Source organism: Rhodoligotrophos defluvii, from assembly GCF_005281615.1.
In the GTDB taxonomy this organism is placed as follows: Bacteria; Pseudomonadota; Alphaproteobacteria; order Rhizobiales; family Im1; genus Rhodoligotrophos; species Rhodoligotrophos defluvii.
In genome coordinates this window covers 1,446,207-1,465,902 of sequence record NZ_SZZM01000001.1, presented here as the reverse complement: position 1 = coordinate 1,465,902, position 19,696 = coordinate 1,446,207, and the positions used below count along the sequence as shown (strand labels likewise).

The following is a 19,696-nucleotide window of genomic DNA, read 5'->3' as shown; positions in this document are numbered from 1 at the left end:
CGTTGCGGGCTCCAACTGCAATAACTGAAACCCCCTGATGGTGTCGGTTACGCCGCAAGAGGCAGCTCCTCCTGCTCGTTGACGGCCGCCGATTGGAGGAAACGCGCCAGCGCCGCCTTCCGGGAATCCCGGTCGAGGGCATAGGCGGTCTGCTTAAAGGCGACGCCGTCGAGAAGGCCCTTGATGTAGCCGGAGATGGTGTCTGCGGCCATGATGAGCGCAGTGTCGAGGCTATGGATGTATTTGCTCGTCACTGACCCCTTGGAGTGGCCGACCAGCGCCGCGATTGTGACCTCCGTGAAGCCGAGATCGTTGCCGATGCTGGCGAAGCTGTGGCGCAGGACGTGCGGCGTGACATCGGCTAGCGGCGTGTCCTTGAATATCTGCTCCCAGTGGTTCGGGAAGCTGCCGAAGGCGTTGTCCTCGCCCTGGCCGGGGAAGACATAGGTGCCGGTCAGGTCCTTGCAGCGTTCCTCGAGATATTCGACGACGGGAAGCCCGATGGGGCGGACGGAAGCGCCTTCCTTGCTGTCGACGAGGCGCAGGCAACTGCCCGCCGCGTCCACCTCGGTCCGCATGAGCCGGATCATCTCGGTGCGGCGGCAGCCTGTCATGGCGATCTGGCGGATGATGTCGACGGTCATCGCGTATTTCTCGGTCTCGGCCGCGTTTCGCAGAATGTCGCCCAGGATGTGATACTCGGCCTCCGTCAGACGGCGGTTGCGCACATTGTCCTTCGGCTTCTTCAAGCCGTGGGCGGGATTGCGGTCGATGATGCCGGCCTCGACGGCATAGGTGAGGATGCCGCCGAGCAGGCCGACAGTGCGGGTCGCCGTGCCCGCGCCACCGCGCACGATGGCCTTGCCGCGCAGCTTCTTCGTCTTGACAGAGACTCGCGTCTTGCCGGCCATGATGTCCTTGAGGACTTTGTTGATGTCGGCCTTGACGAGATCCTTCACCCGCCGCGTGCCGATCAGCGGGATGATGTGCCGCTCAATGCGGCCGGCGTCGGTGACGATGGTCGACGGCTTCTTGGGGCGGCCGCCCTTGCCGAGGATCAGTCCCGCATTCAGGTCGGCGACATAGAGGGCGCACAGCTCCTTGACGGTGATGGCCTGATGGTCGAGCTGGCGTTCCTCGGACGGGTTCTCGCCCTTGGCGACGCGACCAAGCTGAACCTTAGCCTCCTGCCGGGCGGTCTCTGCCGTCCAGATACCGTGCAGGCCGATCGTGAAGCGTCGCGTCCGGCCGGCGGCGCGATACTGGATGAGGTAGCTACGCTTGCCCGAGGTGAAAACGCGAAGGCCGAAGCCCGGCAGCTCGTCATCCCAGATGAAGTAGTCCTTTTCACGGACGTCGGCGGCGTCCACTATGCGCTTGGTCAGTTTTGCCATGTGGCTTCTCCTCTGCTGGAGAGGGGCTGTTTCCGCGGAAGCACCACGGAAGCAGCCGGATGAAGATCGGAGCGAAATTTTGGATAGACATTTCGGCGTAGAAAACCCCATAGTCCAGTGGTTTCAATGGGTTATCGTAGCCTAGCGTGCTCTATCGTGCATTTCGGATAGGCAGCCTAAATTGCTCCGAAGGCAGAGGTCACACGTTCGAATCGTGTCGGGTGCGCCAATTATTTCAAGTAGTTATTCGCTTGGAAGACGCGGCGGGAACAGTAACTCACCAAATACTCACCGTTGTGAGCCGCCGCGATGTAAGATCATCGGGTCCGCGGCAGCAGCTCAGCTGACGAACGGGCGAAGGTCGTCAGCGGATGGCCGAGTAACGACGAAGACCGCGAGACCCGGACAAAAGGTGCGGGTCGAGGTTGCGGCAGCCATTTGGCCATTTCCTCCCGTCGATCGGCCGGCGTGACACCCCCCACCAGAGTCGGAACAACCCCACCAGGAAAGTGCTTGGGGCTGCAACAGCCGTCCCTGTTCTCAGGTGCACCGCAAAGATGCTGGGCACATGTCCGGCAATGCCGGTCGAGCGGCGGCAAAGAACAACCAGACGAAATCAAAGGAGAACAAGCGATGATACGGAACGGACCTAGTCTCGTCATCGCTGCGGTAACCGCGATGGGCATCTGCTATGCGGTCCCTGCGGAGGCGCAGAACCAGCAGAAGGTGCAGCAGAGTGAGAGCCAACCTCAAACGGGCCAAGAGCAGCAGGCAGACCAGCAGGGCGATCGGCCCCCGGTCCTCGTTCTGGAAGAGTGGAGCTACGCGCCACTCTATGCCGAGGGATGGAGCGCCGAGCGGTTGATTGACGCGGATGTCTTCGGGATGAATGGCGAAGAGATCGGCGAGGTCGAGAATCTCATCGTGAGCGACAAGGGCAGGCTACTTGGGATTATCGCCGAGGTGGGCGGCTTCCTTGATATAGGAGACACTCACGTGCTCATCCCATGGGATCAGGCCAGCATCAGTCCGGATCTCGGTCGGGTCACGGTGCCGTTGACCGAAGATAACCTACCCGACTATTCACCCTTCAGGGTGTCCTATCTGCAAAAGAACGAGACCGGCTATACGCACGTCGTCGAGGAGGACCTGGAAGCAGGCCCGCGAATCTGGAAGGCGACGGAACTCTTGAACGATGACGCTTATCTGAACGGCGATGTCGGCTACGGCAACGTGTCCGATCTGATCTTCACGACGGACGGGAACCTGCGGGCAGTGGTGGTGAGTGCCGATTCCGCGTTTGGTGGCGGCTATTACGCCTATCCGTTCTATGGCTATGGATATGGCTGGAATCCCGGTGTGCCGTACTACGGCGTTGGGTATGATCGCGCCGAGATCGCGACTCTGGAGCAGTTCGACTATGATGAGCTGAAGACCAGGGTCGATCTGCACAACGATGCGCTGACCACCGGCTCGACAGGGGAGGACCGTCAGCCCCAGAGCCAAGGGTCGCGGCAGACCGACCAAACCGAATGAACGGATGAACCCCAGCTTTCGACGGCCTTGCAGCCGCGGGCCCGTCTCGGTGGTTACGACTTCACCAGCTTCCTGCTTTGGGATACCGGATAGCATCCCTGTCCGCTGCCGCTCGTATTCAGGCAGTCGCGGCAGGGGAGTGCTCGGCGCGGAGTTCGGCAGAGCTTACGGGCAGTGCGTCGGCAAGGCGACATGGGAGGCGCCGCTTGCAAAAAACGGAACAATGAACGGCAGCCTTGGTTCGCGAGTCTGAACCCAAATGCAAGGAGAAGCCGATGTTCCAAGATCACCCATTCAAAAGCTCATGCATTCTGGGGACGCTGGTTCTGATCGCCGCCCTCGGCGGTGCCCAGACGGCGCTGGCGCAGCAGGACTCCGCAAAGGCTGAACAGATCATCCAGGACTGGCCGGAAACCTCGAAGAAAGCGGCACAGGCGATGATCGAGAAGTACGGCCAGCCGCAGGAGACAACGAAGACGCTGCTGATATGGCGCGGGAACGGGCCGTGGGTTCGCACCATCGTCTATGGGTATGAAACCGACCACAATTTTCCGATGCCCCACAAGGACGTGCTGGAGCAGGTCATCCACTATGACGTTCCTCCGGATCTGTTCGACGATCTCGCCCATTTCGATGGCAGCGTCATCGCCGAGCGCACCAAGGGCGAGCTGGCGGCCCGGTGCGACAAGGAACTGGCGAATTTCCTAGCACTGAACCTTGCGAATGACGTCATCAAAGGCGAAAAGTCAGTGCAGGAGGCCCGGGCCGAGTACAGCGAGGCGATTCAGCAGGTCATGGCGGGGAATCCGCCGGAGATCACGCAGTCGCTGAATTTCGAAGTGCCGAACTCCGACGTCACCAATCCGGACGAGGCGACAATCAAGCAGTGATCTCTGCTGGCTGGCTGCGGAGAGCCCGCAGCCAGCGGGACACTGCCTTACCGGTAAGGACCGCGCCGGCACCTTTGTTGGAAGGCATCACCCGGACCGCCTGGACAGAGACGCTGGGTGAGACGCTGCCCTCAAGGGAGAAGGAAACAGGCCTCCTGTGAGTGTGCAGGCGCCGTTGCGGCGCTCCGCCTTTAAGCGCGCGGCGAGCTCGTCTTGGGTCACCGGTCTCAAGGCCGATTGCGCTAAGCCGATAGTGAGCGGAGGACTGCAGTGGCGCCGCTTCACGGCCGGGCCTCCGCGCCTGTGCACCAGGCCGGGTGTCGCATGGTTCCGCTGTGGATCCGCAAAAGCGCCCGAGGGGATCAACATCGCGTCACGTGCGCGAGTGGTGCGAGTTCGATCGAGCAGCTCGCGCGTGGTGAACCGGTCGAGTGCTACTGCAGCGGGACTTCTCCGGGCAGAGAAAAGTGTGGATCAGCAACGACGGAATCAGCGTCCGGCGCGCGGCCGCTCACAGCACGAGCAAAGCTCGCGTGTGCTCAAATTCCCGCCCAGCCGAGATGTTTGGCAGGACATGGGCGAGCCGCCCGCCACTCAACCTAGTGACGGGCGGCTTCACAGCGCCAGCCGGATCTGGTTCGACTATGGCGCTCGGTCGGTCTTGAGACATTTGCCGAGCCTGCGCTAGACGTCCCAGAACCCACCGTCTCCGATGTCGTCGCCGATATCGGCGAACTCGGGCTCTTCGATGATATTGTCGCCGTCATCATCGTAGTTGGTGTACACGCCGTCGTAGAACTCGTTCTCCGACAGGAGATCGTCGTCGTTCGCGTCCCACGCGTCGTAGTCCACTGTCCCGTTAAAGTTCGCCTCGGCCGTATCGAGCTCGCCGTAACCAGCATCGAACTCGCTCTGGGATAGCATGTCGTCGTTATTGGTGTCCCAGTCGTCGAACACCCCGACATCGCCAAAACCTGTCGCGAACTCTTCATTGTTCAGACCGGCATCGTCGTTGGTGTCCCACGCGCTGAAATCTTCCACAGCAGCGGCCGGTGCAGCAAAGAGCCCAAGCGCGACCGTCGAGGCGAGAAGGGTCTTGGTCCATTGAGTGTTTGCCATTGGAGTCTCCTTCTTCGTTTCAGGTTTTTCGATGAACGAGGCGCCGGTCTACGCCATTCAGTGACCCGGCCGGGGCATCCGAACGGGTCCCTCTGTTCGGTGATCCTGTGGATCGCGGGCGGAACAACTAGAGCCATCCGCAATGGCCAGCCTCAGTTGCCGGCACCCCGCTTCGCATTCAACATGCGGCCTGGTGGCCAGTTCCCTTAATGTGCGCAAAAATTGAGGCGACCTTTACAGGCTAGCCGAGCTCGCTCTCCACACCGTTTCTGCGCTGCAGCCATAGGGTGACGAGCCAGCACGTGAGCGCCCAAGCCGAGCCGACCGTCCACCCGGCCAGCACATCCGTCGGCCAGTGGACACCGAGATAGACACGGCTCACGCCCACGAGCAGCGAAATCAGAACCGCCCACGACAGGATGTAAGTCTTTGTCTGCCAACGAGGTCGCACGCGGGCAAGCATGGCGGCCAATGTGAGATAGACCACCGTCGCCATCATCGAGTGACCGCTGGGAAAGCTCGCGGTAGAGACATAGGTGGCATAAGGCACCAGCTCAGGTCTTGGCCTGTCGATGCCCATCTTGACGGCGGTGCTCAGGAGAATGCCCCCGCCAACGGCGATGAGCACGGCAAATCCCGCTCTGGGCTTGCCAAGCAAAAGAAGGTAGCCGATTGTCGCAGCCGTGATCAGCGTCAGCACGCCGACACCGCCCAGAGCCGTGAAGTCGCGCATCATTACCTCGAGCCATTCGGGGCCCAACGGCTGCGCCGGGTCGCCCGGGCTGCGCAACGCAAGAAGCAGAGCCCGATCCACAGCTTTCGTGCCCCCCTCCGCAACTTCATCCGCGAGCTCGATAAAGCCCCAAAGGGCGGCCGCGGGCAGGAACAGGGCGACTACGACGGGCCACTCCCGGCGGCCAATCACGCTGGAGAGTTTGTCGATCACGGGCGCTCCTTCCATGCGATCCGGCGATCCGTGCACTGTGAACCGGATTATTCGGAACGTCTGACCGGTGTTCCGATTTCACTCGTCGTTCGCCACTTTCAGCGCTCCGAAGACATCGATCTGACCGGATAAACGGAGCTGGCTGGCTTGGGCCATCTTTGGGCCGTGGCGATGAACAGCATGATCTGGATCAATGGAGGGCTCATGTCCCGGTCCCCCGGCAGCAGCATAGGCCTGCCGATCGGCAGCGGCACGTTCCGCGCACTCGCCTGGCTGGGCGTTCTGCTGCAAGCCATCGCATTCGTGGCAGTTCTGTGGTTGCAGAGATGGAACGGCGCCTGGGCCATTGCCGCCTTCTTCGTGGTCTCACTTACATTCCTGCTGATACAGGATCGTCTGCCCGGCCTGTTGAAGCTGCTCGTGATTCTTGCGGCGATCCTGAACGCGCTTGGATGGTCCTTCGACTACTTCAATCGGGTCGTCTGGTATGACGAAGTAGTACACGTGTTCAGCTCTCTCGCTGTCATGTCCGCGATCGGCCACCTCGGATGGACGCGGGGCGTCATCGGCGGTGCACCTCAGAGCTTCACCTTCATTTGCACAATCGTTGCCATAGGCTTCGGGCTGGGCGTCGCTTGGGAAATCATCGAGATGATCTTCTTAAATCTCCGTGTCGGAGACACGATCGTCGATCTTGTGCTTGACGTGCTCGGGGCGGCGGGGGGTGCGTTGCTCGCCGGTTGGGTCATCGGGCGCCAGCAACGCCTTGGCCTGGATGCGGGTCGGTTGCGAGGCAGCGAGCGTTAAGAAGGGCAATATGAAACATCTGGTCGAAATCTTCTTGGCAGTCGCGCTTGGCAATGCAGTCGCCCTCGCTTCAAGCGTCCAGTCACAGGAAGCGTCTCCGAGAATGGACGAGTGCTCCAGTGCCGGATTTTCGGCTCGCGCCGCCAACTTGGACCAGGAACTTGGCACTCGACCTTTGGCGGAGGTTCAGGGCGAGGTGATGATGCGTATCGGGCCGAGCTTTTCCTGTGAGCGCAAATACCTGATACCCGCAGGAGGCACTGTCCAGCTTCACGCATGCCAAGGCGACTGGTGCCTGGTCTCCTACGGAACCGAAACGGGCTATCTGCCGGTCGCCGCGCTCGATCGCGTGCCCAATCTGGCACCTGACGGTCCGGAAGAGTGAAGCCGTCGATCGGGTAAAGAGCCTACCAACTCTTCGTCTCCAAATTCTCGGACCTCCGGAACCCCGGCCGACCGCAGCCTGATTTTTTGCCTCTAGCGGGAACAAATCTCGAAAAAAGCCGGTTGGACCCTCAACTCAAGGGGGGACAGCATGCCCTTCCGGAAGCTGCTGACAGCAGGCATTGCCGCCGGCGCAATCATTGCAACAGCAATGTCCGGCCAGGCGCAGGACGCGGCCGAGGCCGACATCGAAAATGGGCGGGCGATCGCGGTCGGCACCTATGACAGATCCCCCGGAGGAGCCTGCTTCCGCTGCCATGGCATGGATGGCGCAGGCGACAGCACTGCGGGTTTCCCCCGCCTGACCGACCAGACTTATCGATATATGGTAGAGGCCCTGCAGGCTTTCGCATCCGGCGCTTGGCCCAGCCAGATCATGCAGCCGATCGCCAAGGCTCTGAGCGAGAAGGAGATGCGGGACGTCTCGGCATTCTACGCTTCGCTCGAAGATGCTCCCTACCCTCCGCCACCCAATGTTGACCCCGAAATCCTGCAGCAAGGCGCGCTTCTATCGGCAATGGGAGCTCCCGAGCAGGGGATACAGGCATGCGTGAACTGCCACGGCCCGGAGGGCATTGGCCTTCCGCCCACCTATCCGTTCATCGGCGGGCAGTACGCCACCTACCTCAGAGAGCAGCTTCACCTCTTCAAGAAAGGCGAGCGGACAGGCGAGGCGTTCGGGATCATGGCCTATATCGCCAGCCTCATGACGGACCAGCAGATCGAGGCGGCGGCGCAGTATTTCGCTTCCCTGCGGCCGCCCGAGGTGACGCCGGAACCAACGGGTGGGCCAACCGCCGCAGTCTCTCCCCCGCCGATGATCACGCCCATTCCCGATGAAATCCCTGGAGTGAAGTAGATGGCTGCGCGGTCTCTCAAGCGAAACGCCAAGGCGGTTGTTTACGCGGCACTCGGGGCCTTGCTGCCCGGCATTGTGTTTGCGCAAGGGATCGAGGAGAGCGCGACCGATACGGCGCCACAATCCAGCAGCCAAGACGGCGGGACCAACCAGTACGGCTGGCCGAACGATTACGTGGCGCAGGTCGGAGCCGGCGTCACCAATGCCATTACGACAGGCTACAGCGGCATCAAGGAAACTCAGTCGGGAAGCTCCGAAGTCAGCTTGCCCGAGCTGCCGAGCGCCAAGCTCTGCAGCGAGTGGGAAGGGACCGACGCCCACGCCTTCTGCATGGAGAAGCTTGTGCAGGAATAACAATCGAAGGGAGGAAGGAAATGGAAAAACTTTCGCGACGGAGCCTTTTCAAGGCCGCAGGGGCGGCAGGCGCAGTGGCGGCCGTTCCCGAGCGCCTCATCACGCCCGCCGCGGCGCAAACTGAACCCGTTGCCCCGCCGACCTCCCCCGTCGGCGGTGGTCTGCCCGCCGGGGACCCTCGCGCTGGGCATCAGGACGTCATGTTCTTTTTCACCCTGGACGAGGCCCGCTTCGTCGAGGCCGCGGTCGACCGGCTGATTCCCCCGGACGAGAAATGGCCGGGTGCGGTGTGGGCGGGCGTTCCCGAGTTCATCGATCGCCAGCTTGCAGGCGCCTATGGTGTGGGGGCCAGGATGTATCTCGAGGGTCCTTGGGATCTTGGCACCTCGCAGCAAGGATATCAGCTGCCGTTCACGCCCGCGCAGCTCTACCGCACCGGCATCCAGGAGATCCGGACCTGGCTTTCCCAGCGCGAGGGCGGCGGCACGGAATTCTGGGATCTGCCCGTGGCTGACCAGATCACCATCCTGGAAATGCTGGAATCGGGCGAGGTGCCGCTCCCGTCCATGCCGAGCTCGGTGTTCTTCGAGACGCTGCTTGCAAACACGATCGAAGGGTGGTTCGCCGACCCCGCCTATGGCGGCAACCAGGACATGATCTCCTGGCGCATGATCGGCTTTCCCGGCGCTTATGCCCAGTATGTGGACCTCGTCACCGAGTACAACCAGCCCTACGAGCGCCCGCCCATGAGCATGGCGCAAAGCGCGCGATCGCACAGCCACCACGCAACCCGCTAAGCAAGGAGACGACGATGGCGATCCGGATGAAGCCGGTCGACGTGGCGCTGGTCGGCGGCGGAGCGACCGCCGCGATCCTGGGAAAGGAGCTGGCGGAAGAGGGCTACTCCGTGGTGGCACTGGAGCGCGGCCGCATGCGCCAGACAATTCCCGACTTCCAGTCCCCCTACATGCATGACGAGCTGAAGTACTCCGTGCGGCATGGGTTGATGCAGGATCCGAGCGTCCAGACCATCACCTTCCGCAATGTGATTGGTCAGAAGGCGCTGCCGATGCGGCAGCTCGGCTCGTTCCTTCCCGGTACGGGAGCTGGCGGGGCCATGGTGCACTGGAACGGCCAGACCTGGCGCTTCCAGCCCGAGTCCTTCGTGCTGCGGAGCTGGGTCGAGGAACGCTACGGCAAGGATTTCCTTCCCGCTGACCTCACGATCCAGGACTGGGGCATCACCTATGAGGAGCTCGAGCCGTATTACATGTTCTTCGAGAAGATCTGCGGCACCTCCGGCATCGCGGGCAACCTGAACGGCAAAATCCAGGAAGGCGGCAACCCGTTCGAGGGTCCGCGCAGCGAGCCCTATCCGAACCCGCCCATGAAGCAGGCCTATGCCGGCCACCTGTTCGCAAACGCGACCTCCGGTCTCGGATACCATCCCTTCCCGGTGCCCTCGTCCAACGTCACGCGGCACTACACCAATCCTTACGGGGCAAAATTCCAGCCCTGCATGTATTGCGGCTTCTGCGAGACCTATGGCTGCGAGCACTTCGCCAAAGCCAGCCCGCAGGTGGCGATCCTGCCCTTCGCCATGGCCAACGAGAATTTCGAGCTCAGGCTCCAGTCCTACGTGCTGCGAGTGGAATGGGATCGCGGATCCAAGCGCGCCACCGGCGTCACCTATATCGATGCGCGCGGCAGGGAGGTGTTCCAGCCGGCCGAGTTGGTGGCGCTGTGCGCCTTCGCGCACCACAATGTCGTGCTGATGCTGAATTCGGGGATCGGCGCGCCCTACGACCCTGTGACCGGCGAAGGCACGGTCGGTCGCAACTACACCTACCAGACGATGAGCGGCGCGAGCGTCTTCTATGCGCCCGACGTGCGCCTGAACCCGTTCATGGGCGCCGGCGCGCTCGGCACCGCCATAGACGATTTCAACACCGGCAGCTTCGACCACTCGGAGCTCGGCTTCATCGGCGGGGCCTATATCGCCGCCTATACGACCACCGGACGGCCGATCCACCGGCATCCCGTGCCCGACGGGACCGCGCGCTGGGGCGTCGCGTGGAAGAAGGCGGTTCAGCGCCACTACAACAGCACGGCGACGCTGACCGTGCACGGCTCGTCCATGCCGCACAGAGGCAACTATATCGGCCTTGACCGGACCTATACCGATGCCTTTGGCCAGCCGCTGGGCATGATCACCTTCGACTTCCCGCATAACGACCGGCTGATGTCGCGCTACGTGACGAGCAGGGCCTGGGAAATCGCGCGTGCGATGGGCGGGCAGCAAATCTCCGTCAACTGGCTGGACGACCACTACAGCATCGTTCCCTACCAGACGACACACAACACGGGCGGCGCAATCATGGGAACCAATCCGACCAGGAGCGTCGTCAACAAGTTCCTGCAGTCCTGGGACCTCCATAACCTCTGGGTGATGGGTTCTTCCGTGTTCCCCCAGAATGCCGGCTATAACCCGACCGACACGGTTGGCGCCCTCGCCTATTGGGCGGTCGAGCACATGATCAACGACTATCTCAAGAATCCCCGCCCGCTGGTGCCGACATGAGACACCGGACTGCCATCCTGGTTGCGTTAGGGGCTGCCGCCGCCGCGGCTTCCGCAGCCATGGCAGCAGGGCCGGACGTCAATCGCGGGCGCTGGGTCGCGACCGGGGGCTTCTACGAGGAGGCGGGAGGGATCGCCTGCGCCCGCTGTCACGATCTCAACGGTTCGGGCGACAGCAGCGGCGCCTTTCCGCGCCTGAGCGACCAGAGCGCCTGGTATCTCTACAAGACGCTCAAGGATTTCGCCGCCGGCCTCCGACCCAACGAGGTGATGCAGCAGGTGGCCCGCGAGATGACCGACGCCGAGATGGCGGACGTCTCCGCCTATTATGCGGCGATCGACGATGCCCCGTACCCGCCCCCGCCAGATGTCGATCAGCAAGTGTTGCAGATTGGCGGCGCTATCGCAGCGATCGGCGTGCCCGGTCGCGGTGTTCCGGCCTGCAACACCTGTCATGGCGAGGACGGCGCCGGCGCGCCGCCCATCTACCCCTTTCTCGCCGGCCAGTTCGCCCCCTACTTGGAGCACCAGTTGATGCTATGGAAGCGAGGGGTGCGGGATGGCGACCCCCTCAACATCATGGAATTCGTGGCGAAGAACATGACGGACGACCAGATCCGCGCTGTCTCGCTTTACTTCGCCTCGCTGCGGCCGGCGGAGGTGACACCCCAAGAAGACCTCTATCTCACGCTCGAGCAGGTCGGAGAGCGCGGACCGCCAGGGACCCGTCCAGCCCAAGAGACGGAGCCTGCACCGGCCTCCGGTGGGAGCGCCGGCACGGCCCCGCGCGGCCAGCCTGCGCAGAGCCCGACGGGTACCACCCGACCTGGCCAGAGACAGCCTGGCGGGGTCCAGGGCAGCGGGCGTGGCACCAGCGGCGCCCAGCAGGGGGAGGGCGGCGTAAACGAAAGCCAGCCGGGTGGAGCTGGTTTGGAATGATGATCGCCCGACGAGATCCGCGACCCGGCCGATCACGCACGCTAGCCCGACCGTCCCTCGAACGCGCTCCAGCGCGAGCCGCCGGGGCCGCGCTGCTGATCATGCTGGCGCTTGCGGGGTGCGAGGACTCGGAGATCCCGCAGGGCATGCGCATCGTTGGGGGCGATGCGCAGGCTGGCGCAAGCTTCATCCGGGAATATGGCTGTCCGGCTTGCCACACCATTCCGGGTATCCGGTCGGCGGACGGCATCGTCGGGCCTCCGTTAACCGAATTTGCCCTCCGCGCCTTCATTGCGGGCCAGTATCCCAACACGCCGGATAATCTCGTGCGTTGGGTGATGAACGCACCCGACATGGCTCCCCGCACCGCCATGCCCGACATGGGCATACCCGAGGACAGGGCTCGGCATATCGCCGCCTATCTATACACACTGCGGTGATACCGGCATGGCGTGGGTATCCATATCGGCCGTGGCTCCGCTTTTCGAGGGGCAAGAAGGGGTTCAGAGCGTCTACGGACCGCGCAGTCCGCAGGCGGAGGCCATCCTCACCCTCAGCAATCTTGTCTTTGTGTCCGGTGCGGTGATCTTCGTGTTGGTCATGGGCCTGCTCGCTTGGGCGATACTCAGCCGCAGGCGCCATCCGCCTTTCCGGAAAACCACCTTCATCGCGCTTGGCGGCTTCGTGTTCCCCGCCGTCACGCTCGGCGCCCTGATGGTCTACACCGTCCTCGTCAGCCTGCGCATCAGCACGCCGCCCGGAGACGAGGCACTGCAGATCCATGTGACTGGCCATATGTGGTGGTGGGAGGTGCATTACCTCGGCCCAAACGGCGAGCGCATCGAGACCGCCAACGAGCTCCGCCTGCCGGTTGATCGCCCAGTGAGCATCTCCGTCACCACAAAAGATGTCATTCACAGCTTCTGGATTCCGAGTCTCGCCGGGAAGATCGATATGATTCCAGGGCATGTGAACCGGGTCGCCTTCACCCCGACCGAGACCGGAATCACGCGCGGCCAGTGCGCCGAGTATTGCGGCGAGCAGCATGCCAAAATGGCCTTCTATGTGGTCGTGAAACCTGCCGACCGGTTCGATGACTGGCTCTCGACGCAGGCCCGGCCGGCGCCGGCTCCGATCACGGAACAATACCAAGCCGGGCGGGCGGCCTTCATAAGCGAGGGTTGCGGCAGCTGCCACACTGTGCGCGGCCTTGCGGGCGCGAACGGTGAGATCGGGCCGGACCTCACACATGTCGGGGGGCGGCTTTCCATCGGTGCTGGCTGGCTCAACGGCTCGGTCGGCAACCTCGCGGGCTGGATCGCCTCGTCCCAGCACCTCAAGCCAGGCAACCGCATGCCCTCATTCGACCGCCTGGACGGACCGACGCTGCGCGCGCTCGCCGCATGGTTGGAGAGCCTGGAATGACCTTCACCTCGACCCGCCAGCTCGAGGAGGCGGCCCGCCACGATGCCGGTCTGTGGCAGCTCCGAGAAATCTGGGCGCCCCCCAAGGGCCTCAGACGCTTCAAGGAAATCAACAACACCGTCATCGGCGAGCTCTACGTGCTCACCGCCATCTTCTTCCTGCTGGTGGGCGGCCTCCTGGCGATGCTGATCCGCGCACAGCTCGCGCTCCCCGAAAACGACCTCCTCTCGGCCGACTGGTACAACCAGATCTTCACCATGCATGGCACGACGATGATGTTCCTGTTCGCCGTGCCGATCATGGAAGCGGTCGCCATCTACGTCCTGCCGCAGATGCTCGGCGCGCGAGATCTGCCGTTCCCGCGCATCTCCGCTTATGGCTACTGGGCCTATCTGCTGGGCGGTTTGATGGCCCTTGGGAGCCTCCTCTTCAAAATTGCGCCGGCCGGGGGGTGGTTCATGTATGTGCCGCTAACCGGCCCGGAATATTCGCCCGGCTACGGGCCGGATTTCTGGCTGCTCGGCATCGGGTTCATCGAGGTCTCGGCCGTCGCCGCCTCGATCGAGCTGATCATCGGCATCCTCAAGTTCCGCCCGCCCGGCATGAGCCTCGACCGCATGCCGATCTTCGCATGGTACATGCTGGTCTTCGGCTTCATGATCATGTTCGGCTTTCCGCCGCTCGTGCTCGGCGACATTCTTCTGGAGGTCGAACGCGCCTTTCACTGGCCGTTCTACGACGCCGGGAAGGGCGGCGATCCGCTGCTCTGGCAGCATCTCTTCTGGTTGTTTGGCCATCCCGAGGTCTACATCATCTTCCTGCCCGGCGCGGCAATGCTGTCCACCATCATCCCGACATTCGCCCGGGCACCGCTCGCCGGCTACGTATGGATCGTGCTCGCCGCCGTGGGAACGGGCTTCCTGAGCTTCGGCCTGTGGGTGCATCACATGTACACCACCGGAATTCCTATGATGTCGCTCAGCTTCTTCTCGGCCGCGAGCCTGGCGGTCGCTATACCCAGCGGCATCCAGGTCTTTGCCTGGATCGCCACCATCTGGAGCGGCCCGGGTGTACTGCTGAAGGTTCCGATGCTCTATGCGCTCGGCGCCATTTTCATCTTCGTGGCCGGCGGGCTCACTGGTGTGATGGTGGCGCTCGTTCCCGTGGACTTCCAGGTGCACGATACCTATTTCGTTGTCGCCCATTTCCATTACGTGCTCTTTGGCGGCGCCGTGATGCCGGTACTGGCCGCGCTCCATTACTGGATGCCGCTCGCCACGGGCAAGCTGATGTCGGAGACACTCGGGCGCTTGTCCTTCGCGCTGATCTTCGTCGGCTTCAACGTGGCCTTCTTCCCGATGCACATCACAGGCCTGCGCGGCATGCCTAGGCGCGTCTACACCTACCCCGCCGACCTTGGCTGGGACTGGCTGAACCTCGTCTCGTCGGTTGGCGCCTACATGGTTGCCGCCGGCATGGCCGTCTTCCTGTGGGACTGGCTCTACTGGCATCGCAAGCATGGCCGGGATGCGGGATACAATCCCTGGAATGCAGGCACCCTGGAATGGCACACGGTGACGCCGTCGTCGGCCTTCTCTCTGCGCAGCGTCCCCATCGTCTCCTCGACATATCCTCTCTGGGATGAGCCCGGGCTGGCTGACCGCATTGACAGGGGCGAATTCTACCTGGCCGACAGTCCCGATATGCGCCGCAAGACGCTGCGAACGGGCACGGTGATGGGCGAACCCAGGGAGGTCATCCTTCTTCCGCACCCGAGCTGGACCCCGCTCGTAGCCGCTGTCGGCACCGCGAGCTTCTTCGGGTTAGCGATCTTCAAGCTGTGGTGGCTTTGCGCCGCCGCTGCCCTGGTCGTCATCGCTGCCGGCGTCGTCTGGATGTGGGATACCGAACCGCTGCCCGAGCCGAACCGATACGACATAGGGCGTGGGGAAACCTGCCCGATGCATGTGAACGGCACCGAAACCCACGGCTTCTGGGGCATGGCCCTCCTGGTGCTGTTCGATCTGGCGGCATTCGTATCGCTGATCTTTTCGCTCCTGTTCCTGTGGACCGTCAATCGCGACCTTTCTCCGCCCGTGCCCGAGGGTGGACTGGGCTGGGCTTCTGCTGCCGCCGGGCTCGTGCTCGTCTCGAGCCTCGCCTTCCGGCTGGCGTCCTTCGGCAACAGGCGCGGCCTGTTCATCGCGCTCGTCGTCGGTCTGATCCTGGCGCTATTGGCGATGATCGCCGGCGCGGGCGCAATGCTGCAGTCGCTTCTCGTTACCGGACTCCTCCCAACGCAGAGCGCTTTCGCGGCCGTCTATTGGATGTTCGTCGCCTGGACCGGCTTCCACATGGCGATCAGCACGATCTTCGTGCTTTACATGCTCGCACGCGCCGCCGCGGGAAAGGTCACGCCCGACCGGCGCCAGTCGCTCATGAATGTCGAACTGTTCTGGCACTACACGACCGGCGTCGCGGTGGCCTCACTCGTCATCGTCCATCTCTGGCCGAGGGTGATCTGACATGCCGATGAATGTCATCGACCGCGATAGCCTCATCGGCATGGTGGCCGGCCCGCTGGTCTGGACGGCGCACTTTCTCGTCGCTTACATCCTGGTCGCGGTGGGCTGCGCCTTCGGCTTTGGCACGAGCGGTCCGGGAGAATGGGGCGCCGTCAGAACGGCCGTGATCATCGCCAGCGGGATCGCGCTGGCGATCATCGCGGTGCTCATCCTGCTGGCCTGGCGGCGCTGGACGCAGTCCGGCGGGTCCGAGACCCCCCAAAACGAGAGACAGGCGCGGCACCGGTTCATGGCCGTCGGCAGCCTTCTCCTTTGCTTCCTGAGTGGCGTTGCGGTGGTCTACGTTACGGTTCCCCTCTTCTTCTTGGCCGCTTGCCAATGAGCCCGGCAGAGCAAACTGGGCAGGCCCGCGGTGAAGCCCCCTGCCTTCGGGACGAGAGGACGGTGCATGCAGCTCAATCTCTCACTCGCCATAGCCGGTGCGCTGATCCTTGCCATCGGGCTCGTCTCCGAGAGGATGAAGCATTCGCCGGTTTCCATGCCGATCGTGGCCGTCGCGTTGGGAATCCTGGTGGGACCGGCGGGATTGAACATCATCGATATTCGCACCTGGGGTGATCAGCACACCATCCTGGAGGAATCGGCGAGGATTACGCTGGCTGTCGGGCTGATGGGCATAGGCCTGCGTCTCAGCCGGAACGACTTGCGCACCCTGGCGCAGCCCGCGGTCGTGGCGCTTACGCTTGGCATGCTCGGGATGTGGGCCTGCAGCACCATGCTTGCCGGCTTGATTTTCGACCTGCCGCTGTGGACCGCGCTGCTCGTCGGCGCAGTCTTGACGCCGACCGATCCGATCGTCTCCAGCAACATCGTGACGGGAAAATTTTCCAAGGAGCAGCTGCCGGCCCGGGTGCGCGCCGCACTGAGCCTTGAATCCGGTGCCAATGACGGGCTTGCCTATCTGCTCGCGCTTCTGCCCTTGCTGGTGATTGGCGGCAGCGGCAGCATTGTCGAGGAATGGTTCGTCAGGGGCGTGGTGCTGGGCGTCATGGTGGCGGCCGTCCTTGGCGGCATCCTGGGCGCCGGCACTGCCCGACTGCTGGGCTGGGCGCGCGAAAACGGCATCATCGAGAATTACTCGGTGTTGACCTTCACGCTCGCGCTGACGCTGTTCACGCTCGGCGCGAGCCGTCTTCTCAAGGGAGATGCTCTTATTGCCGTCTTCGTCGCCGGCATCGCGTTCAACCTGGCGTCAGACACCAACACCAAGCAAGAGGAAGAGAATGTTCAGGAGGCAATCAATCATCTGATCACGCCGCCAATCTTCGTGCTGTTCGGTATGGCGCTGCCCTGGCAAGCCTGGGAACGGCTTGGCTGGCCTGTGCTTGTTTTCGCGATTGGCGTTCTCTTTCTGCGACGTCCGCCAGTTTTCCTGGTGCTCTTCCCCCTCATGCGCGGGCATCTGAACGGGCGCGACCTCGCGTACCTCGCCTGGTTCGGACCGATCGGCATATCAGCCTTCTTCTATGCCCTTTTCACGCTTTCGAGAGGCGGCGACCCCCTGGTGTGGCAAATCGCAAGTGCTGCGGTGCTCGCCTCGATCATCGCACATGGTGCCACCGCCGCGCCCATAAGCAAGCTGGTCTATTCGCGCCGGGCCGAGCCAAAGGACGCCCAAGGCAAGACCGGCGGCGGATGAGCCGAGCGCAGGCGGACCCGGTGAATGCGGCACACTCCGCAACGCTGCTCCGTGCACGAGGCTTTTCCAGCTCGAGCACCGAAGGAACTCTTGCTTCAATACCGGGTTGGGCTGGAGAGCACGCGATCGGAAGAAAGGAGGAGCCGATGGCATTCACTCTCGAAGGTCCCGCTTTCCGCGACGGCCAGCACATCCCTCGATAAGTTTGCGTATTGCGACATTCACGATCTCGGCGGCAACCGGACTACCTGCCGGACGGCACAACGGCTGGTGCCAAGACTGAAGGTTTTGGGCTATGGCGCACACGGCGTCAACCATCTGCCGCCGGTCGAATTCTAGATGTCGTCCGGATATGCCCAACCGCCGCCAATCCCGACAACCACCGGCCCGCTCGGGTACGGCCCGCCCCTTCCGGAGGATCCAATTGCAGTGGATCGCTGAGCATCGCGAGCTGATCGCCGCGCTGACCGGGATGGGGACGCTACTTATCTGGCTGATCTACCTCCAGGTGTTCATCAGCAATTATCGGAGGCAGTTGCGGGCAACGCTGCTCATCATGCGGGGCGCGGGAGATGGCGTTGAGGCACGCTGCTTCATTTGCAACATGAGTTCGGGGCCAGTCTATGTGCAGAGCGTCATCGTCACGCTCGAAACGCCCGACGAGGCGATCGTCCACCCCGTGACCGACATGCTCGACCTGGAAGGCGATGCTCCCGCGGATCCCAGGCTACGCACCCGGCAAGGGCCTTTGGCAGGCGGTGAACTCAGGGACATTGGCTCCTTCGGCAATCTCGTGCGCCACGTTCTGAGGGGCAACGGGCACGGCTCGGATCACGAGGGCCTGCAGACGGCCATCCGCTCCGTCGTGATCGAGGCGCTGGGCATCTACGGTTCCGAAGACCTTCCGATCGGCGCCCGCAGACGTTTCGTGCTGCTCGAGAAAGACGGCGCGATGCGGATCCACGGCGAAGGCCTCCAAACACAGCAAATCAGAACCAGGCGTGAGCGGAGAAGACTGCTCGCCGATCTGGAGCGCGACCGGTAGACTGATCGATACGTGCTCTTTGTTTCCCCGCCGCAAGTGAGGCCGCCAGGGCGGACTGAACTGGCGCGTTCTGGACCCGCATGAGAAAAACTGCGGGACGGGATCTTCGCGCTTACCCACGGCGGGGTTTCGGCGAAAGGAGATCTAGATCTTGCTTTGCCGATGGATCGCGACCCCCAACATGACCAACGCCACCCCTGCAAGATCAACAAGCCCCGGCATTTGCCGCAGGACAATCACGCCGATGATCGTCGCCGTAGCCGGTAGCAAAGCCAAGAGCAGTGCAAAGCTGGAGCGCGGCAGGCGTGACATGGCGAGTTGGTCACAGACATAGGGGATGACCGAAGAGCAGATGCCGACGCCGACCCCGGCAAGCACCAGAATCGGCTTATCGAAGGCATCAATCGCGTCCAAAAGGCCGATCGGGATCACGAAAAAGAAGGCGGCCGACATCGCCGCGCCCAAACGCTCGACCCCTCCTGATGCCCCGGCTTGAGCGATCTTGTGCCCGAGAATGATGTAGAGAACGAAGAGGCCTCCGTTCAGAGTTGCCCACATGAGGCCGAGTGGATCGGAGGACCATGCCGCGCCGCTGCCGATGCCGAGAAGCCAAGGTACGTCAATCAGTAATGCGACCCCGATCATCGTCAAGGCGAAGGCAAGCCAGTTTCGACCGGTCCGGAGCCCCCATAGCGCGACCCCAATCGTGCCAACGAACTCTATTGCCGCGACAAGCGCGATCGGGAGGCGCTCCAGCGCCAGATAGAAGGCGGCGTTCATTGCCGCGAGACAGGCGCCTAGTGACAGAAGCAACACGCGTTCGCGCCGCGAGGCTCGGGCGAAGATGCGCCATGGTTTGGTGATCGGCGCGAATATTAGCGCGGCGGAGGCGATGCGAAACCACGCAACGCCAAGAACCCCGACGGCCGGAAATAGCAGCACCGCGAAGGATGGTCCAAGATAGTGGAAAACGGCCGAGACGCCGAACCAAACGTGCGGAGGTACCCGCTCGGCCGTCTGCGACAATAAAGAGGGAGTGGTTGCGGCGGGGGGTTGATCGCTCATGGCTGCATGATACTCAGGCGCCTGTGCGTCCTGAATGGTCATGGTGCCAGCAGAATCTTGAAAGAGGTT

19 protein-coding genes are annotated in these 19,696 nt (G+C 62.9%); 15 read left to right on the top strand and 4 right to left on the bottom strand.

Annotated features, from left to right (window positions below; translation table 11 throughout):
- Positions 1 to 47: 47 nt before the first annotated feature.
- Positions 48 to 1,394 (bottom strand): tyrosine-type recombinase/integrase, encoded by a 1,347-nt coding sequence (locus E4P09_RS06950; RefSeq protein WP_137388791.1) that lies wholly within the window; start codon positions 1,392 to 1,394, stop codon positions 48 to 50.
- 633 nt (positions 1,395 to 2,027) lie between these two features.
- On the opposite strand from E4P09_RS06950, the gene E4P09_RS06945 reads away from it, so the two are divergent.
- Both E4P09_RS06945 and E4P09_RS06940 read left to right on the top strand, forming a co-directional pair.
- Positions 2,028 to 2,930 carry a PRC-barrel domain-containing protein gene (locus tag E4P09_RS06945; protein ID WP_205042031.1) on the top strand — a complete coding sequence of 301 codons (903 nt, stop codon included), beginning with the start codon at positions 2,028 to 2,030 and terminating at the stop codon, positions 2,928 to 2,930.
- A gap of 275 nt (positions 2,931 to 3,205) precedes the next feature.
- Positions 3,206 to 3,820 (top strand): hypothetical protein, encoded by a 615-nt coding sequence (locus tag E4P09_RS06940; RefSeq protein WP_137388790.1) that lies wholly within the window; start codon positions 3,206 to 3,208, stop codon positions 3,818 to 3,820.
- Between the two features lie 684 nt (positions 3,821 to 4,504).
- Here E4P09_RS06940 and E4P09_RS25865 read toward each other — a convergent pair.
- On the bottom strand, positions 4,505 to 4,939 hold the full coding sequence (locus E4P09_RS25865; protein WP_170984263.1) for a hypothetical protein: 435 nt from the start codon (positions 4,937 to 4,939) through the stop codon (positions 4,505 to 4,507).
- Positions 4,940 to 5,180: 241 nt separating this feature from the next.
- Positions 5,181 to 5,885 carry a phosphatase PAP2 family protein gene (locus E4P09_RS06930; protein WP_239025044.1) on the bottom strand — a complete coding sequence of 235 codons (705 nt, stop codon included), beginning with the start codon at positions 5,883 to 5,885 and terminating at the stop codon, positions 5,181 to 5,183.
- 204 nt (positions 5,886 to 6,089) lie between these two features.
- Between E4P09_RS06930 and E4P09_RS06925 the strand changes: the two genes are divergently transcribed.
- The 13 genes from E4P09_RS06925 (at position 6,090) to E4P09_RS06865 (ending at position 18,562) form a co-directional block, all read left to right on the top strand.
- Complete coding sequence (locus E4P09_RS06925; RefSeq protein ID WP_137388787.1) at positions 6,090 to 6,692, top strand: DUF2238 domain-containing protein; 603 nt, start codon at positions 6,090 to 6,092, stop codon at positions 6,690 to 6,692.
- A 103-nt stretch (positions 6,693 to 6,795) separates the two neighbouring features.
- The gene (locus tag E4P09_RS06920; protein WP_137388786.1) at positions 6,796 to 7,077 is read left to right on the top strand and encodes an SH3 domain-containing protein; all 282 of its coding nucleotides are present in this window, start codon (positions 6,796 to 6,798) and stop codon (positions 7,075 to 7,077) included.
- Positions 7,078 to 7,227: 150 nt separating this feature from the next.
- Positions 7,228 to 7,995 carry a c-type cytochrome gene (locus E4P09_RS06915; protein WP_137388785.1) on the top strand — a complete coding sequence of 256 codons (768 nt, stop codon included), beginning with the start codon at positions 7,228 to 7,230 and terminating at the stop codon, positions 7,993 to 7,995.
- Positions 7,996 to 8,349, top strand: a complete 354-nt coding sequence (locus E4P09_RS06910; protein WP_137388784.1) for a hypothetical protein — start codon at positions 7,996 to 7,998, stop codon at positions 8,347 to 8,349. It begins immediately after the preceding gene.
- Positions 8,350 to 8,369: 20 nt separating this feature from the next.
- Complete coding sequence (locus tag E4P09_RS06905) at positions 8,370 to 9,146, top strand: gluconate 2-dehydrogenase subunit 3 family protein (RefSeq protein WP_137388783.1); 777 nt, start codon at positions 8,370 to 8,372, stop codon at positions 9,144 to 9,146.
- A 14-nt stretch (positions 9,147 to 9,160) separates the two neighbouring features.
- Entirely contained in the window at positions 9,161 to 10,930 is a 1,770-nt protein-coding gene (locus E4P09_RS06900) for a GMC family oxidoreductase (RefSeq protein ID WP_137388782.1), read from the top strand.
- A complete protein-coding gene (locus E4P09_RS06895; RefSeq protein ID WP_137388781.1) occupies positions 10,927 to 11,868 on the top strand; it encodes a c-type cytochrome in 942 nt (313 codons plus the stop codon). Before E4P09_RS06900 ends, E4P09_RS06895 begins: the two co-directional genes overlap by 4 nt.
- Positions 11,865 to 12,308, top strand: a complete 444-nt coding sequence (locus tag E4P09_RS26190; protein ID WP_205042030.1) for a c-type cytochrome — start codon at positions 11,865 to 11,867, stop codon at positions 12,306 to 12,308. Before E4P09_RS06895 ends, E4P09_RS26190 begins: the two co-directional genes overlap by 4 nt.
- A gap of 7 nt (positions 12,309 to 12,315) precedes the next feature.
- Positions 12,316 to 13,293, top strand: a complete 978-nt coding sequence (coxB, locus tag E4P09_RS06885) for a cytochrome c oxidase subunit II (protein ID WP_137388780.1) — start codon at positions 12,316 to 12,318, stop codon at positions 13,291 to 13,293.
- Complete coding sequence (ctaD, locus tag E4P09_RS06880; RefSeq protein WP_137388779.1) at positions 13,290 to 15,818, top strand: cytochrome c oxidase subunit I; 2,529 nt, start codon at positions 13,290 to 13,292, stop codon at positions 15,816 to 15,818. Before coxB ends, ctaD begins: the two co-directional genes overlap by 4 nt.
- A gap of 1 nt (position 15,819) precedes the next feature.
- Complete coding sequence (locus E4P09_RS06875) at positions 15,820 to 16,200, top strand: hypothetical protein (RefSeq protein WP_137388778.1); 381 nt, start codon at positions 15,820 to 15,822, stop codon at positions 16,198 to 16,200.
- A gap of 66 nt (positions 16,201 to 16,266) precedes the next feature.
- Positions 16,267 to 17,517, top strand: coding sequence for a cation:proton antiporter (locus tag E4P09_RS06870; protein WP_137388777.1), 1,251 nt, complete (start codon positions 16,267 to 16,269; stop codon positions 17,515 to 17,517).
- Positions 17,518 to 17,941: 424 nt separating this feature from the next.
- Positions 17,942 to 18,562 (top strand): hypothetical protein, encoded by a 621-nt coding sequence (locus E4P09_RS06865; protein ID WP_137388776.1) that lies wholly within the window; start codon positions 17,942 to 17,944, stop codon positions 18,560 to 18,562.
- A 144-nt stretch (positions 18,563 to 18,706) separates the two neighbouring features.
- On the opposite strand, the gene E4P09_RS06860 is transcribed toward E4P09_RS06865, so the two are convergent.
- Complete coding sequence (locus tag E4P09_RS06860) at positions 18,707 to 19,627, bottom strand: EamA family transporter (protein WP_137389275.1); 921 nt, start codon at positions 19,625 to 19,627, stop codon at positions 18,707 to 18,709.
- Between the last annotated feature and the right edge of the window lie 69 nt (positions 19,628 to 19,696).

Coding starts and splice junctions, on each gene's coding strand:
- ctaD (WP_137388779.1), top strand. CDS start 13,290: ATGACCTTCACCTCGACCCGCCAGCTCGAGGAGGCGGCCCGCCACGAT.
- E4P09_RS26190 (WP_205042030.1), top strand. CDS start 11,865: ATGATGATCGCCCGACGAGATCCGCGACCCGGCCGATCACGCACGCTA.
- E4P09_RS06870 (WP_137388777.1), top strand. CDS start 16,267: ATGCAGCTCAATCTCTCACTCGCCATAGCCGGTGCGCTGATCCTTGCC.
- E4P09_RS06945 (WP_205042031.1), top strand. CDS start 2,028: ATGATACGGAACGGACCTAGTCTCGTCATCGCTGCGGTAACCGCGATG.
- E4P09_RS06940 (WP_137388790.1), top strand. CDS start 3,206: ATGTTCCAAGATCACCCATTCAAAAGCTCATGCATTCTGGGGACGCTG.
- E4P09_RS06860 (WP_137389275.1), bottom strand. CDS start 19,627: ATGAGCGATCAACCCCCCGCCGCAACCACTCCCTCTTTATTGTCGCAG.
- E4P09_RS06875 (WP_137388778.1), top strand. CDS start 15,820: ATGCCGATGAATGTCATCGACCGCGATAGCCTCATCGGCATGGTGGCC.
- E4P09_RS06895 (WP_137388781.1), top strand. CDS start 10,927: ATGAGACACCGGACTGCCATCCTGGTTGCGTTAGGGGCTGCCGCCGCC.
- E4P09_RS06900 (WP_137388782.1), top strand. CDS start 9,161: ATGGCGATCCGGATGAAGCCGGTCGACGTGGCGCTGGTCGGCGGCGGA.
- E4P09_RS06920 (WP_137388786.1), top strand. CDS start 6,796: ATGGACGAGTGCTCCAGTGCCGGATTTTCGGCTCGCGCCGCCAACTTG.
- E4P09_RS25865 (WP_170984263.1), bottom strand. CDS start 4,939: ATGGCAAACACTCAATGGACCAAGACCCTTCTCGCCTCGACGGTCGCG.
- E4P09_RS06915 (WP_137388785.1), top strand. CDS start 7,228: ATGCCCTTCCGGAAGCTGCTGACAGCAGGCATTGCCGCCGGCGCAATC.
- E4P09_RS06910 (WP_137388784.1), top strand. CDS start 7,996: ATGGCTGCGCGGTCTCTCAAGCGAAACGCCAAGGCGGTTGTTTACGCG.
- coxB (WP_137388780.1), top strand. CDS start 12,316: ATGGCGTGGGTATCCATATCGGCCGTGGCTCCGCTTTTCGAGGGGCAA.
- E4P09_RS06905 (WP_137388783.1), top strand. CDS start 8,370: ATGGAAAAACTTTCGCGACGGAGCCTTTTCAAGGCCGCAGGGGCGGCA.
- E4P09_RS06925 (WP_137388787.1), top strand. CDS start 6,090: ATGTCCCGGTCCCCCGGCAGCAGCATAGGCCTGCCGATCGGCAGCGGC.
- E4P09_RS06950 (WP_137388791.1), bottom strand. CDS start 1,394: ATGGCAAAACTGACCAAGCGCATAGTGGACGCCGCCGACGTCCGTGAA.